The following is a 15,270-nucleotide window of genomic DNA, read 5'->3' on the forward strand; positions in this document are numbered from 1 at the left end:
TATAAAAGCACCTGTAAAGTATTTTGCAGGTGCTTTTTTATTTAAAAAATAACTTCATGTTAAACTGCAGATAATTTTTGGTATAAACAGTCATTATGAGTAAAAAGCCAGACTACAAACCGGGCGAGTTTCAATGGTCTTTCCTGCTGCCTCAATACTGGGGCATTTGGATTGGAATCATCTTTTTAATGATTCTGGCAATTTTACCGTGGGCCATTCAACACCGTTTAGCCACCTTTATTGGCAATCTAGCGTTCAACAAACTAAAATCTCGCCGTAAAACTACAGTACGTAATCTGGAAGTCTGTTTTCCTGAATGGACAGCCGAACAAGTTCAGGAAAATACCCGACAAGTTTTTGTCGACCAAATGATTGGGATTTTTGAAACCTTAAATGCCTGGTATTGTCCACAATGGTTTAAAGGGCGTGTCACTATTGAAGGCTTAGAACATCTGCAAAAAGCACAAGCCGAGGGCAAAGGAGTTTTATTGCTAGGCACACATTCAACATTATTGGATGCCGGTGGTTATTTATGTGCCCAGTATTTTGAGCCAGATGTGGTCTACCGCCCGCAGAATAATCCATTGCTGGATATGCTGATCTACCGCTGCCGAGCCACTATTTACACCCACCAAATTGATCATGATGATATGCGTGGTTTAATTCGTCATTTAAAAAATGGGCGTGCCATTTGGTACAGTCCCGACCAAGATTACGGTCTAAAACAAGGCGTGATGGCACCCTTTTTTGGTACACCTGCTGCAACGATGACCGCACATCGTCGTTTGATTAAAATGACCAAAGCTGCTGCAATTCCACTGTATTTTTATCGGGCTGGTGATATTGCCAATCCACAATATAAAGTACTGATTGAAGCTGCCGTAGAAAATCTGCCGAGCGAAGATGAAGTTGATGATGCGACGCGTGTTAATAAGATTATTGAAAATCAGCTACGTATCGCACCCACTCAATATATGTGGTTTCACCGCCGCTTTAAAACTCGCCCTGAAGGCTATGACGAGATTTATTAATCAATTCCCCCACCTTTAAAATAATGAAGATAATACCGATGAAAATTATGCAGCTTCTTCCTGAATTGAACAGTGGTGGTGTTGAACGTGGCACACTAGAAATTGCACGTGCGCTTATTGCAGATGGTCACGAATCTTTGGTGGTTTCAAATGGTGGACGTTTGGTCGCACAACTTGAAGCAGAAGGTTCACAGCATCTCAGTTTAGCCATTCATAAAAAATCATTATCCAGTCTTTGGCAAATACGCCCTTTGCGTAAACTGATTGAGCAACATCAACCAGACATCGTACATGTTCGTTCACGTGTCCCTGCATGGCTAACTCATTTTGCATTAAAAGGCATCCCGGCAGATAAACGCCCACATCTCATTTCAACGGTACATGGTTTTTATTCAACCAATCGTTATAGTGCCATTATGACGCAAGCTGAAAAAGTCATTGCTGTCTCGGACAGCGTGGTGCAATACATTACCGAGCATTATAAAAACTGTCCGCCTGAAAATATTGTGCGCATTTATCGCGGTATTTCACCGCAAGAGTTTCCTCACGGCTATCAACCTTCTGCACAATGGATTAATCAAACCTTTAAAGATTTCCCTCAACTGGAAAATAAGTTTTTAGTTTGTCTTCCTGGACGGATTACTCGCTTAAAAGGTCATGAAACCTTGATTGATTTGATGGGCAAGCTCGTGCAGCAGTACCCTCATGTACATGCTGTAGTGGTGGGTGGCGCAGATGCGAAAAAACAGGCTTATTTGGAAGAATTAGAAAACAGCATTCAAGCCCAGGATCTAAGAGAAAAAATCACTTTTGTTGGACATCGTTCTGACATTCGAGAGTGGCTAGCATTCAGCGATGTGGTGCTTTCGCTGTCCAATCAGGCCGAAACATTTGGCCGTACGGCATTAGAAGCATTATCGGTGGGAACACCCGTAATTGGCTGGAATCGTGGCGGTGTCGCAGAGATTTTATCGAAGATTTATCCGCAAGGTTTAATTGATGTTGATGATCAATCTGCACTATTAAATGCAGTCAAGCAACATATTGATCAGCCTCAAGCAGTAAAACCTGTTGAAATGTTTAGTCTAAAAGAGATGTGTGATCAAACCATTGCTTTGTATAAACAGGTTTTGAAATAAACCCAAGTTTCTTTCTCCCAGCTGCTTTTAATCTCTTTGTTAAAGATAAAAGGAAAATTGGGAGATACCAATAAATGCGGAAATACACCACTCGATGTCCATCAGAGATTATATTTCCCAGACGAATAAGTACTCCATCTCGTCTGGCTGTAACCAGACTATACGAATGATGTAATGCTGCCATCAGCTGAACTGACTTTTGCGCTCATGACCAATGATTTACTGGATAAATTTTTAAGACTTCTGCTTCAGCAACCTGATCATGTGTGGATATTTTAAAAGTCATAGCACAGTTATAGAGATGTACAGCATCACATGTTAAATCAGTAAAGTTAAAGATATATTTTAAATGCTTGGAATTGGGATAAATCCGTAGCTGAATTTCCATTTTTAAGACCCGCTATAAAAGTAGAACCCGAGTTCTGCATCCTGCAAAACTCGGGTATATAAGGTTGTGCTTTCCAAATCATATTTTTATTATAGTGTTGCTATCCATTGCTGCATCATATCCATGATGACTCACTATCAGCCTATACCGTCTTCCATAATGGGATTTTCCATTCCCAGCTCCTTGGCTGATGAGTCTAGATTAAGTGGAAATGGAAAAAAGAACTATTCGCAATTAACCTCTATCCTTGTAAGCCATTTCGTACACTTTTCCTCTAATTGTCTTAAGGTACTTTCGCACCATTTTTATAGTCCTGTGCAATTTCATCAGTGACTAATTTTTCTTCTTTTTCTGCTTTTTGAATACCTTCCTGAATCGCCTCTTGAGCTTCTTGTTCATCGGCATCAGTTTGTTCCAGCTCGTCCTGAACCTGTTCGAAAACACGACCAGTTTGTAGCACCACATATACCGGAAAATGATCAGAACCGATATGCGGCAATCGTTCCATATGAACCAGAGCAAAATCGGTACTATGAAATATATGATCCAGTGACCAGCGTAACAACGGATAATCTGCATGGAAGGTATTGATATAATGCCGCCCTACACGTGGGTCAAGCAGTCCACTAATCCGCTGAAATAAGCGTGTGGTTCTTGACCAAGCCACGTCATTCAAATCCCCCATCACAATACAGCTTTCATCCAAATCTTTAATTTGATCACCCACCAATAAAAGCTCCGCATCACGCAGGGTGGAATCTTTGGCTTCAGTTGGGCTTGGCGGTTTAGGGTGCAAGCAATAGAGTTGTACAGGTTGGCCTGAGCGTAAAATTATAGTGGTATGAATGGAAGGAATCTCATCACTTAAAATGAATTTCACTTCGGTATCTTTCAACTCAAGACGACTATACAGATGCATGCCATATAAATTATCCAACGGTACCGGCACACGGTATGGATAATCTTTTTCAATCACTGAAAGCGCATTTTGCCAGATCTGATCCGATTCTAATGTCAATATCACATCAGGTTGATGTTTTTGAATCTGCTCTATCAACAAATGATATTTATGATTTGGAGTCAATACATTACAAACAATCAAAGAGATCTGCTTATCGGGGATGAGCTGATTCTTATGGACTTTTTTGACCTGTTTTTTCCAAATAAAAGTATAAGGCAGTACCATTTTCAGTTGATATGCGAGTGCCGCAATCAAGGCAATAAAGATAATTTCACGCCATAGATCCCACGGCTGATCCCAGACCACCAATAAGACAAAAGCGATCAGTCCCAAAACCAAAATTTGCAAGCGTGGAAAATCCGCCCCTCGAATCCACCATTCATCACGCGGGATCAGCGACCAGAAAGTCAGCCAAACCACAATGACTGCGATTATTTCCACCCAAACCATAGCCATTTACTCTTGTGTATGTTTTTAATTTATTTAGATTTAAAAAAGTTTATCAATTTTGTATGTAACATAAACAAGATATTCTCCTCAATAATATTGATGTTTTGATTATGTAGCACTTGCAGTTGTGGTCTCTTTTGATACACTCAAGCCCCCTTTTTATTTTTTTACGCACCGAGGCAAAATGACATGAAAGTAGGTCTGGTCGGTTGGCGCGGGATGGTTGGTTCTGTCCTCATGCAACGTATGGTTGAAGAGAATGATTTTGCTCACTTTGAGCCATTCTATTTTTCTACCAGTAATGCCGGTGGTGAAGCCCCTGCGTTTGGTGGTAAGACTGCCCCAGCACTTATGGATGCATCAGACATTAACAGTCTGAAGCAAATGGATGTCATTATTACCTGCCAAGGTGGTGATTATACTTCGGACGTTTTCCCTAAATTAAAAGCAGAAAACTGGAACGGTTACTGGATTGATGCAGCATCTACCCTGCGTATGGATGATGAAGCGATCATTGTACTTGATCCAGTAAACATGAACGTGATTAAAGATGGCTTAGTTAATGGGACTAAAACATTTGTGGGCGGTAACTGTACCGTTTCCTTGATGTTGATGAGCATGGGCGCACTTTACCAAAACAATTTGGTTGAGTGGATGACTGCAATGACGTATCAGGCAGCATCTGGTGCAGGGGCGCAAAATATGCGTGAACTGATCACCGGTATGGGTTATTTATATAACAATACCAAAGAATTGCTAGATGATCCCCGTTCCCCAATTCTAGATATCGACTCTAAAATTGCGGACTTGCAACGTGGTGAAGGCTTCCCTGCTGCCAACTTTGGTGTGCCTTTAGCTGGTTCTTTGATTCCATATATCGACAAACAACTTGATAATGGTCAGTCTAAAGAAGAGTGGAAAGCGCAAGTTGAAACCAACAAAATCTTGGGCAATCAACAAATTGTTCCGATTGATGGTCACTGTGTGCGTATTGGTGCAATGCGTTGTCACTCTCAAGCCTTAACTTTGAAGCTTAAGAAAGACGTACCACTTGATGAAATTGAAGATATGATTCGTCAATCTAACCCATGGGCGAAAGTGGTGCCAAATACCCGTGAAGCGTCAATGACTGACCTGACTCCTGTCGCGGTAACAGGTACCTTAACTGTTCCTGTAGGTCGTTTGCGTAAATTGAATATGGGTAAAGAATACCTCGGTGCCTTTACTGTAGGTGACCAATTACTTTGGGGTGCTGCAGAACCTTTACGCCGTATGCTTCGCATCCTTATTGAATATAAAAATTCTTAATTTTTTAAGTCAAGAAAACAAAAAGCCGGTCACAATTGACCGGCTTTTTTATGTATCCTTTATGTTAGTATTTTACAATTATTCAACATCTCGTTAATCTACAACTTTCGCAATGCGATATAAGACCGAGCTAAAAATTAAGATGACTGCATATAACAAATTAAAGATTGCCATTTTAGCTATTATTGCTTCACAGAATATTCATGCGATTACTATTGATCCTATCCAAATTCAATCTGCACCGGGCGAATTACTCTATGCAGAAATGAATTTCCGCCAGGCGGATGCTAATGCGCAAATACAGGCCAGCTTAGCCAGTGCATCAGATATCACCACTTTAGGCGTAGTCCATCAACCACCTGGCCATCTTAATTTTTTTACCCGTCGTGATAGCTCTGGTAATGGCGTGATTACTGTTACCTCTTCCCGTCCACTGACTGAAGCAGAACTGAATATTATTATTAAAATTCAAGAAGGCAATACGACGCATCTAAAACATATTAAAACACCGCTACCACGTGGTAACACAAATACTCAGGCCCGTATTCCAAACAATGAAAAACCTTTAACGCCTATCACGATTGTTAGTGAAAAAGATATTGCCTTGCACTTGCCTGAAAGCACTCAATATCAGGTTGCAAAAGCACCAGCCGCTTATCAATCCTTTGAAGCTCCGTTAATGGTAAAAAAAGCAGCGCCACCGCGCTTAAATACCATGAATCCCGCACCTGTGGTCATTTCAGCAATGAGTATGCCAGCAGCTCAACCGAATAAAACTGCTTTAGCCGAAATAAAAATACCAGAACCAATCACAATAAAAAATGAGATTAAAGATACTGCGTTTGCGTCTAACAAAACGGCATCCAATGCAATTTTTTCTGCAGACCCCTTAGTGAAAAAATATGCAGCCTCCCCCACTCAAAAAATAGCCGAAAATAAACTAGCGAATAAACCTGCAGAACAAGCGACTGCAAAAACCAAACCGGAAGCACCTAAACCTACTCCTAAACCACCCAAACAACAAAATGAAAGTGTAGCTACTGCACCAACCACTAAACATGTGGTGCAATCTAATGAATCTCTTTGGGCAATCGCTACACGTGTGGCAACTGAGCAAAATCGCCCGGTCGGTGAGGTCATGAAACAGATTAAAGCGAATAATGAACATGCTTTTATTCAAGGTGATATGAATCGTTTACGGCGCGGCGCGGCACTGAATTTAAACACCACCAATAGTCAAAAAGAAGATAAGAAAGTCAGCGTTGCAAACTTGGCAAATACACCGTCCAACCAATCGGGTAAAGCCAAATATCGCCTAAATCAAGCAGAGATGAGTCTGGTTGCAGAGAAAGAACAAGATTCAGCCAGCGGTTCTGCTAAAAAGAACACAGAAAAAAATCAAACATCGAACGAGTTATCATTAAAAGTTATGACATCGCGTGAAAAAACCGTTAAATTACAGAGAAACGTAACACAGTTAGAATTTGCATTACGTCATAAGGATCACAGAATTCAACTATTAAATACTCGTCTTGCCCAATTGCAACAACAATTGGAAGCACAACAAGTAGAGAAAAAGCCAACACACTAAGGTGTTATACAATTTGATTTTTTGGATGAGTTTCATTGATAGAAACTCAATCCTGTAAGGGGTAACAACATGCTGCTTTATGTGATTCCGTTTATATTATTATTAGTGATCGCAGTTGTATTAAAAAAGCGTGACGCAAATAAACAGGCAGAGCAAACATCCGCATCGAAGGCTAAAGCTAAAAAAGTAAGCTCAACAAAAAAGCCCTCACAAAAAACTCAAATTGTGGCAAGTACTGTTGTTGAGAAGAAAAAAACCACCCCTTTGTCTGTTGATGTCCACAATAAAATTGAAGCGCTCATCCGTGAGCGTAACTTTTTCTCGGCTGAAGCACAGATTAATCAAGCCTTAAATAAAGACAATTCTCAGCATGAGTTGTATTTGCTGTTGCTAGATATTCACATCTTACAAAAAGATGAGTTTGCAATTAGCCAACTGATTAATCATCTACGTTCATTAGAACTGGATGAATTTTTAGAACAAGCGCTCGCTAAAAAAGCCGCGTATGAAAAAGAAGCAGAAGGTTCTAGAGATACCATTGATTTCAAATTAGAATCTACAGTTCCAACACCTGTTCATACAGCACCGCTTGAACAAAAAAATATTGCTGATTTTGATGCATTGATGAGTCCTACTGCAGCTTCTGCGACAGTACCTCATCAATCTTTCGATCAATTACAGCAAGACTCGTTTTTGGCCAAGACAGAAGCAGTGGATGAAATCCAGCCCTTAGATTTCAATACCTTTGCCCTCGATACAAAAAAAGCAGAAGTACCACCCCCTACTGTTGAAGAAATCAAACCTTTAGACTTCAGTACACTTTCTTTAGATCCGAGTCCTGTAGCAGTCACTCCGAAGCAAGAAGTAATTCCTTTAGCAGAAGAAATCAAACCTTTAGATTTCTCTTTTAGTTTGGATACCCCAGCAACAGAGCAAATAGCGAATACTGCTGAACCTGTGCTTGATGAGAAACCTGAATTTAATTTTGATTTTTCAGCGACAGAAACTGTTACACCGACTGAAGTAAAAATTGCGGTTGGAGAAACCAAACCAAGTCTAGATTTAGACTTCAATTTAGAACCAGTAACAGTCACTGAACAACTGCCTGCAGAACCAGTTTCAGGTGTGAATTTTGATATTAGCAATATCAGCTCATCTGCATCTAAAGCAGATCAAAATGATCCGCTGGCTCAATCCTTTCCTGAACTGATTGAAGTCAATGAAATCAGTCTTAATTTAGATCTTGCACAGCAATATATTCAATTGGGTGCGTTTGAATCGGCACGGGAATTATTAGCAGAGCAAGAAGCTGAATATACGGCTGAACAACGCCAACAAGCGGATCAGTTACGTAATCAGATAGCTTCTTAAGGTATTTCGATCTACTATAAAGCAGTCATCATTGACTGCTTTTTTATTATGAAAAAAATAGCTTTAATTTATATGGGGGGAACATTTGGTTGCATTGGCGAGCCACTGAGTCCTATGCCGGCTGAAAACTTTATTCCCCAATTACAACGCGTTCTTCCTTTACATCTTCATATCGAATGTTTTGTCGCACCCAGTATAAAAGACAGCAGTGCCTGCACAGCAACTGACTGGCTGCAACTTATTCAGTTAATTCAAAATTTACAACTTAAAAATTATCAACATTTTGTCGTAATACATGGCACTGATACCCTGAGCTATGCCAGTGCTACACTTGCCCGATTTCTGGGACAATCTGCACATGTGGTCATGACCGGTAGCCAATACCCACTACTCAATATAAGCGGAACCAATACCCGTGAATTTACCGACGCCATCGATAATCTTAATTTTGCCCTTGATGCGGTAGCAACTAGTTCTGTCGGTGTATATTTAGCTTTTCATCACCAGCTTATTCATGCCCAAACAGCGTTGAAACAACATACGACTGAATTAGATGCATTCGCTGGATTAAACGCCCAAGAGAACTTGGTTACCCATCAGCAAAGCTACGTCGTACATGAACATGATATTGAAAAGGCACAATCATTTAACTGCTTAAGTTTAATGGCACAGCCCATAGTCATAGAACAACAAATTAAAAACTTAAAAAACTTACAGCAACATCTTCCTCATGTTCTGATCTTGCAGGGTTTCGGTATAGGTAATCTGGCAGTGAATCAGGAATTCATTACCACACTTCAAGATATACGTGCACAAGGCTGTGCCATTATTCTCACCACTCAAGTGCCTTTCGGTATCATTGACCAGCGCTATGCCGTGAGCGAATGGATACACCATGCCAACATCCTGATCAGTGATTGTCTGGGACATGCAGATCTTTATGCAAAAGCACTGAAAATGTATTTACAATACGACAGCGTAGACCAGTGGCATGCTCACTGGCATGATTCATTGTAAATAGAGGTAAATATGCAGCGTTTTGCGGTCGGTATTGAGTTTTCTGGGGTTGAGTATCGAGGTTGGCAAACTCAGCAAAGCGGCGTGCGTAGCGTACAGGAAACCATCGAAAAAGTACTGTCCAAAGTAGCAAATGAACCGATCTTGTTACATGGCGCAGGGCGTACCGATGCCGGCGTGCATGCTACCAATATGGTAGCGCATTTTGATACTCATGCCATCCGCAGTATTGATGGTTGGCTGATGGGCTCAAACAGCCAACTCCCTAAAGATATCTCAATACAATGGATTAAAGAAATGGATATGGCATTCCATGCCCGTTTCAAAGCACAAGCACGACGTTATCGTTATGTGGTATATAATAATCCGGTGCGTCCTGCGTTACTTTATAAACAAGTTACCCATGTATATTATCCGCTTAATGCCGACAAGATGATTGAGGCTGCAAAGAAATTTGAAGGCACACATAATTTCGAAAGTTTTCGCGCCTCCTCCTGTCAATCGAATCAACCGGTTCGTCATGTCAGCCATTGCCGTTTAATCCGTCATGGTTGTTATTTGGTGCTCGACATTCAGGCAGATGGTTTTTTACATCATATGGTGCGCAACATCATGGGATGTCTACTTGAAATTGGTCAGGGGATGTATGAAATTGACCATATTGACAAAATTTTTGCAGCCGAAGACCGTAAAGCGGCGGGCATCACAGCCCTACCCGATGGCTTGTATTTTATTCACGCTGATTATCCAGAACAATTTGATTTACCCAAAGCACCGCTTGGCCCACATTGGTTAAATATGCCGGAATAATTTACTTCTATAATCCTCCCCTTTTGCGAAGCTGTGCTTCTCATCTTTTCAAAGAAGGGAAATTTTACTGTCACTTAAAATGGATGAGAAAAAACCCCTCCTTCAGGAGGGGCTTAGGAAGGGGTTTTTATGAAACTTAACGCTGCTTTCTTTTGCGATATTCCACAGGCGTTTCATTGGTCCAACGCTTAAAGGCACGATAGAAAGTACTCGGCTCAGAAAATCCAGTGAGATATACAATTCGTTCCACACTTTCAGCAGTATTGGCCAGTAATTTTTTCGCCAAACGACAGCGATAGTCGGACAGAATTTGCTGAAAACTGGTATTGGCTTCACTCAACTGTGTGCGTAAACGGCGCGGTGTAATATTTAAATGCGTCGCAACAGTTTCTAAAGTGGTTTCACCACTTTCTAGCGTCGAACCAATCGCACGGCGAACCTCACCCACCAAATCATAGCGCGCCAGCTCTTGCAACTTTTCAAGCGCCAATTGCTCATGCAACTGCAATAGCTCCGGTTCAGCTTGCCATAACTGGTAATCCAAAATAGCAGGATCAAAATATAAGCGGGTTTCCTTTTGACCTAAACTCACCGGGCATTCGTAAACCCGGAAATACTCTTCGTCAAAAGCACCTTGGTTAAAATTAAAATCGATATAAATGGGCTGAAAACGGCCTTCAGTAATAAATTTAAAGAAGCGCAATACTCCAGACATCGCACATTCAGAAAAATGACGATTGACCAAATTGTCCGCCCAGGCGCCCTGCTCACCATTAGTGAGATAACAACGATCATCTTCAATAATCAGTTTGGCATGAAAGGCATCACTAATCAGTCGTTGGTAGGCCAAGGCCCGTTTTAGCCCTTCACCAAAGTTTTCACTCGAAATAAACAGATGTTCAATCACCTGTCCGCGATATAAAGGCAGGTGTTCACCTAAATGCAAACCGATGTCAGGATCTTTACTTACTTCCTCTGCAGCCACCCAAAACGCATATTGGGCACTGAGCGGAGTACGATCATTCGTTTCGACCTGATTTAAGGCCACACCAGCTTTGGTTAAAATTTCTTCAGTTGGCAAACCTGAACGACGAATGGCTTGGTAGCCCAATCGCAAAACAACCGATGCATCAGTTAACTGACCCACGCAAAGACCTTCCTTATATATTATTTATTTATACTTAAAAAGATTAATTTTAGATTAACTGTGATTGACCAAACTGACAACAGAACAATACGCTTTTTTGTAGAAAAAATTTAAACCGGCGGTTCGCTTATTTAACTGACAGATGATCGGGCAAAGCCGCATTGCGCCTTGTTTTATGCAAAAAAATTGACTATAATTTGCGCCTTTCCAATTTATTCATTCAGGTAGGCTATGGCCAATAAAGAGGAACTCATCGAGTTCGAAGGCGTTGTCACCGAGACGCTTCCTAATACTATGTTCCGTGTACGTTTAGAAAACGGTCATGAAGTGATTGCCCACATCTCTGGTAAAATGCGTAAACATTATATTCGTATTTTAACTGGCGACAGTGTTAAAGTAGAAATGACCCCTTATGATTTGACCAAGGGTCGTATTACTTATCGTGCGCGCTAAGTTTTAGCGAAAGCAAAAGCCACTTTCAAGTGGCTTTTTTATTCCCTTAATTTTTTATTATTCAGTAAAATAAATTCGACAGGAGTCTTTAAATTCACGACTATCAATTGAATTAAAATTAAATTGATACCTTTAAAAATGATAAAACTAAAGCATTTAGCCCTACTTTGCAGTTTAGTCCTAGCAGCTTGCGCGACAGGTGGTCATCATCGTCTTAATAAGTCTTTACAACAATATGTAGGTCAAACTGCAGAACAAGTTCGCAGCCAACTTGACCTTCGTGCAATGAGATTTAGAACCACTCAAGAGCCTATTCAAACAGTAGAATCGCTCAGCTACACTATTATTCGTGATATGAATATTCCGATAGGCACGCCCAATATTAGTCACAGTATTTCGATGGGTGCACCCATGCCTACCCCCTCAAATGGTGGGTATAACATCGAGATGAAATGTCAGGTCTGGTTTAATTTGAAAGATGAGATTGTTCAATCCATTCGCTATAGCGGTAGAGCTTGTTAAACAGCGAGAATAGCCGGTAACAAATTTTAAAGGATCAGATCGGATCTTATCATGACTATCCATCTGTACCGTGTATCAAATTACAACAGTATTTTTGCCTGTAATTTGCTTAAACTGATTTTATTTGGTGTGAGGATAACTCATGAAATTCACACTGATTTTGGGCTGCTGTACCGCTTTTGGTTTAGTTACTGCGTGTACTACCACACCTACCACAACTACTATACAGCGTGATGCCTATTTACAGCAATTCATTGGACAGAGCAGCCAAGCTATTCAAGCCAATCTAGATTTGGGAAGTATTGGGTATCAGCAAGTATTATCGCCTACCGTAAATGACCAGACACTCACTTATACAGTGATTCGTCCCATGACCATTCCGGTACCCATGGTACAAAATCCTGCTGATATTGATTCGGGCGCTATCCCCATACAAATCACTCCTAGAGCACAAAGCTATGATGTGAACTTGCAATGCAAAATTGTCTATTATTTAGAGCAGAACATTGCAAAATCTGTTCATTACACAGGTCGTACTTGTTAAACAGAATAAAAAAACGCAGCACTTTGGCTGCGTTTTTTTATTCAACTAAAACTTAGTTCAAAGCTGTAACCACAGCTTGACCCATTTCAACTGTACCGACTTTGTTCATTCCTTCAGACATAATATCTGCTGTACGCAAACCTTGGTCTAGAACTTGACCTACAGCCTGTTCAATGGCTTGTGCGGCCGTTTCTTCACGGAAAGTATAACGAAGCATCATGGCAACAGAAAGAATCGTTGCAAGCGGGTTTGCCAGGTTTTGACCTGCAATATCTGGTGCAGAACCGTGGCAAGGTTCATACATACCTTTACCATTTTCATCGAGTGATGCAGATGGCAACATACCGATTGAACCAGTCAACATTGCCGCTTCATCAGACAAAATGTCACCGAACAAGTTAGAAGTTACAATCACGTCAAACTGTTTTGGTGCACGGACCAACTGCATTGCTGCGTTATCCACATACATGTGTGACAAATTGATCTCAGGATATTCTGCTTCTTTCATTGCAGTCACCGTTTGCTTCCAAAGCTCAGTCACTTCAAGGACATTGGCTTTATCAACAGAACAGACTTTACCACCACGTAAGCCAGCAAGTTCAAACGCCACTTTAGCAATACGCTTGATTTCAGATTCTGAATAAACGTCAGTGTTAAAACCTTGTTTCTCACCATTCTCTAATTCACGAATACCGCGCGGTTGACCGAAATAAATGCCACCTGTCAATTCGCGCACAATCAAAATATCTAGGCCGGATACAATTTCCGGTTTCAAGCTCGAAGCGTCTGCCAATTGCGGATATAAAATCGCAGGACGCAAGTTAGCAAACAAATTCAGTTCGCTACGCAATTTTAATAGTCCGCGTTCAGGGCGAATTGAACGCTCAATCGTATCCCACTTAGGACCACCGACCGCACCGAGTAAAATTGCATCTGCTTTTTTTGCCTGTTCAGACGTCACTTCCGGATATGGCGCACCATGTGCATCAATCGCGGCACCACCCAATAAACCTTGTTCCCAAGTCAAACCTAAATTGAATTTTTCATTTACGCGTGTGAGTACTTGCTCTGCGGCTTTAACAATTTCAGGACCGATGCCGTCACCAGCTAAAATCAAAATATGTTTAGACATGAGTTTTTCCATTTTTCAATTCAGTCATTTGACTGATGGGGATTTTAAATTTTTTTGTTCTACAAACTCGCCTAAGCCATTCAGGACATTATACGGTTTGCAGAAACGCCGAATGGTCTTTTGTTCTTGATGAAGTTCAACACACAGTGGATCTGGTGCAGATGCGTTCAACAAATTACCTTTATGATTGCTTCGGTCACGATACATCTTAAAGGTATAGGTTTTTTGCGAAATAAAATTGTGGAATACATGCAGCGTTTCAGCGCGGTCCTTGGACACAGGATAGAAGCGAATCACTAATTCATGCTGCCCGGCAGGTACCGACAAAGACAAAGGATTAGCATCATTTAAAGACTTGGCTTGCAGACGAACCAGACCTTGTTGAATTGCTTCACGACTCACCCGATGACTTTTAGCATCGACAATGTGAATTTGATCGAAACGCTCAAATTCACATTGTTCTGTACCGGCACAGAAAATCAACGCATTTAATTCCGTCGATTCTGTTTCTTTTACCTGTTTAATACGTACTGTATCAATGCTTTGGCATGCACTTAAGGATGCGACCATAAGACTGAGTACAGCAAGCCGACCATAAACTTTTGCCATTGTTCGAGCCCCCTCACCAATTCAAGCCAACGAGATATTTTTATGGACTCGATATTAGCAAGAGTTAGGCTCCGATACTACTAGGGCTGAAAATTCAAATAATTAAGCGCGAATTTCCTGAAACACCCAAGGACGCGATTGCTTGGTTTTTTCTTCATAGGCACGAATATCATCCGCGGCCTGAAGGGTTAAACCAATATCATCCAAACCATTCAATAAACAATGTTTACGAAACGGATCAACTTCAAACTTAAAGCTTTCACCCGATGGTGTGCGTACTTCTTGGGCGTCCAAGTCAATCGTCAGTTGATAACCTTCAGTTGCAGCACATTCTTTAAACAACTGATCCACAATCTGTTCAGATAAAATCACAGGCAACATGCCATTTTTAAAGCTGTTGTTAAAGAAAATGTCTGCATAGCTTGGCGCAATTACGGTACGAAAACCGTATTCTTCAAGTGCCCACGGCGCATGCTCACGGCTTGAACCACAACCAAAGTTGGCACGTGAAATCAAAATTGAAGCACCTTGATAACGCGGCTGGTTCAAAGCAAAATCTGGATTTTTTGGACGTTTAGAATTATCTAAACCCAAATAACCTTCATCCAAATAACGCAATTCATCAAACAGGTTTTCACCAAAACCGGTACGTTTGATCGATTTCAAAAACTGTTTTGGAATAATTAAATCTGTATCGACATTGGCACGGTCTAATGGTGCAACGATACCTTGTTCAACGGTATATTTTTTCATGATTATTTCCCAATGAATCCGTAACCTCTCCCTAGTCCTCAATT

The 15,270-nt window shown here is 40.9% G+C and carries 15 protein-coding genes; 10 read left to right on the forward strand and 5 right to left on the reverse strand.

Annotated elements, in window-relative coordinates; genetic code table 11:
- Positions 1-95: 95 nt before the first annotated feature.
- Together lpxL and E0H89_RS08850 are read left to right on the forward strand one after the other, a co-directional pair.
- A complete protein-coding gene (lpxL, locus tag E0H89_RS08845; protein ID WP_131216275.1) occupies positions 96-1,031 on the forward strand; it encodes an LpxL/LpxP family Kdo(2)-lipid IV(A) lauroyl/palmitoleoyl acyltransferase in 936 nt (311 codons plus the stop codon).
- 38 nt (positions 1,032-1,069) lie between these two features.
- Positions 1,070-2,170, forward strand: coding sequence for a glycosyltransferase family 4 protein (locus E0H89_RS08850; RefSeq protein WP_131216276.1), 1,101 nt, complete (start codon positions 1,070-1,072; stop codon positions 2,168-2,170).
- Positions 2,171-2,841: 671 nt separating this feature from the next.
- Here the strand turns inward: E0H89_RS08850 and E0H89_RS08855 are convergent.
- Positions 2,842-3,969 (reverse strand): endonuclease/exonuclease/phosphatase family protein, encoded by a 1,128-nt coding sequence (locus E0H89_RS08855; protein ID WP_131216373.1) that lies wholly within the window; start codon positions 3,967-3,969, stop codon positions 2,842-2,844.
- A 189-nt stretch (positions 3,970-4,158) separates the two neighbouring features.
- Between E0H89_RS08855 and asd the strand changes: the two genes are divergently transcribed.
- From asd to truA, 5 genes are all read left to right on the forward strand, one after another.
- Positions 4,159-5,277 carry an aspartate-semialdehyde dehydrogenase gene (asd, locus tag E0H89_RS08860; protein WP_131216277.1) on the forward strand — a complete coding sequence of 373 codons (1,119 nt, stop codon included), beginning with the start codon at positions 4,159-4,161 and terminating at the stop codon, positions 5,275-5,277.
- Positions 5,278-5,419: 142 nt separating this feature from the next.
- Positions 5,420-6,868, forward strand: coding sequence for a FimV/HubP-related protein (locus E0H89_RS08865; protein ID WP_131216278.1), 1,449 nt, complete (start codon positions 5,420-5,422; stop codon positions 6,866-6,868).
- A 69-nt stretch (positions 6,869-6,937) separates the two neighbouring features.
- On the forward strand, positions 6,938-8,239 hold the full coding sequence (fimV, locus tag E0H89_RS08870; RefSeq protein WP_131216279.1) for a T4P machinery localization factor FimV: 1,302 nt from the start codon (positions 6,938-6,940) through the stop codon (positions 8,237-8,239).
- A gap of 48 nt (positions 8,240-8,287) precedes the next feature.
- The gene (locus E0H89_RS08875; RefSeq protein ID WP_131216280.1) at positions 8,288-9,256 is read left to right on the forward strand and encodes an asparaginase; all 969 of its coding nucleotides are present in this window, start codon (positions 8,288-8,290) and stop codon (positions 9,254-9,256) included.
- Positions 9,257-9,268: 12 nt separating this feature from the next.
- Positions 9,269-10,066: a tRNA pseudouridine(38-40) synthase TruA gene (gene truA / locus E0H89_RS08880; RefSeq protein ID WP_131216281.1), complete on the forward strand. Its 798-nt coding sequence runs from the start codon at positions 9,269-9,271 to the stop codon at positions 10,064-10,066.
- Between the two features lie 136 nt (positions 10,067-10,202).
- Here truA and E0H89_RS08885 read toward each other — a convergent pair whose 3' ends face one another.
- Complete coding sequence (locus E0H89_RS08885) at positions 10,203-11,213, reverse strand: AraC family transcriptional regulator (RefSeq protein ID WP_131216282.1); 1,011 nt, start codon at positions 11,211-11,213, stop codon at positions 10,203-10,205.
- 231 nt (positions 11,214-11,444) lie between these two features.
- On the opposite strand from E0H89_RS08885, the gene infA reads away from it, so the two are divergent.
- The 3 genes from infA to E0H89_RS08900 all read left to right on the forward strand — a co-directional run bounded on the left by infA (position 11,445) and on the right by E0H89_RS08900 (position 12,732).
- Entirely contained in the window at positions 11,445-11,666 is a 222-nt protein-coding gene (infA, locus tag E0H89_RS08890; RefSeq protein WP_001284370.1) for a translation initiation factor IF-1, read from the forward strand.
- 138 nt (positions 11,667-11,804) lie between these two features.
- Positions 11,805-12,188: a hypothetical protein gene (locus tag E0H89_RS08895; protein WP_250697853.1), complete on the forward strand. Its 384-nt coding sequence runs from the start codon at positions 11,805-11,807 to the stop codon at positions 12,186-12,188.
- A 142-nt stretch (positions 12,189-12,330) separates the two neighbouring features.
- Complete coding sequence (locus E0H89_RS08900; protein WP_131216283.1) at positions 12,331-12,732, forward strand: hypothetical protein; 402 nt, start codon at positions 12,331-12,333, stop codon at positions 12,730-12,732.
- Positions 12,733-12,784: 52 nt separating this feature from the next.
- On the opposite strand, the gene leuB is transcribed toward E0H89_RS08900, so the two are convergent.
- From leuB to leuD, 3 genes are all read right to left on the reverse strand, one after another.
- On the reverse strand, positions 12,785-13,864 hold the full coding sequence (gene leuB, locus E0H89_RS08905) for a 3-isopropylmalate dehydrogenase (RefSeq protein WP_131216284.1): 1,080 nt from the start codon (positions 13,862-13,864) through the stop codon (positions 12,785-12,787).
- A 24-nt stretch (positions 13,865-13,888) separates the two neighbouring features.
- The gene (locus E0H89_RS08910; RefSeq protein WP_131216285.1) at positions 13,889-14,473 is read right to left on the reverse strand and encodes a hypothetical protein; all 585 of its coding nucleotides are present in this window, start codon (positions 14,471-14,473) and stop codon (positions 13,889-13,891) included.
- 102 nt (positions 14,474-14,575) lie between these two features.
- Complete coding sequence (leuD, locus tag E0H89_RS08915) at positions 14,576-15,226, reverse strand: 3-isopropylmalate dehydratase small subunit (protein ID WP_131216286.1); 651 nt, start codon at positions 15,224-15,226, stop codon at positions 14,576-14,578.
- Between the last annotated feature and the right edge of the window lie 44 nt (positions 15,227-15,270).

Source organism: Acinetobacter sp. ANC 3781 (assembly GCF_004331285.1).
Lineage (GTDB): Bacteria > Pseudomonadota > Gammaproteobacteria > Pseudomonadales > Moraxellaceae > Acinetobacter.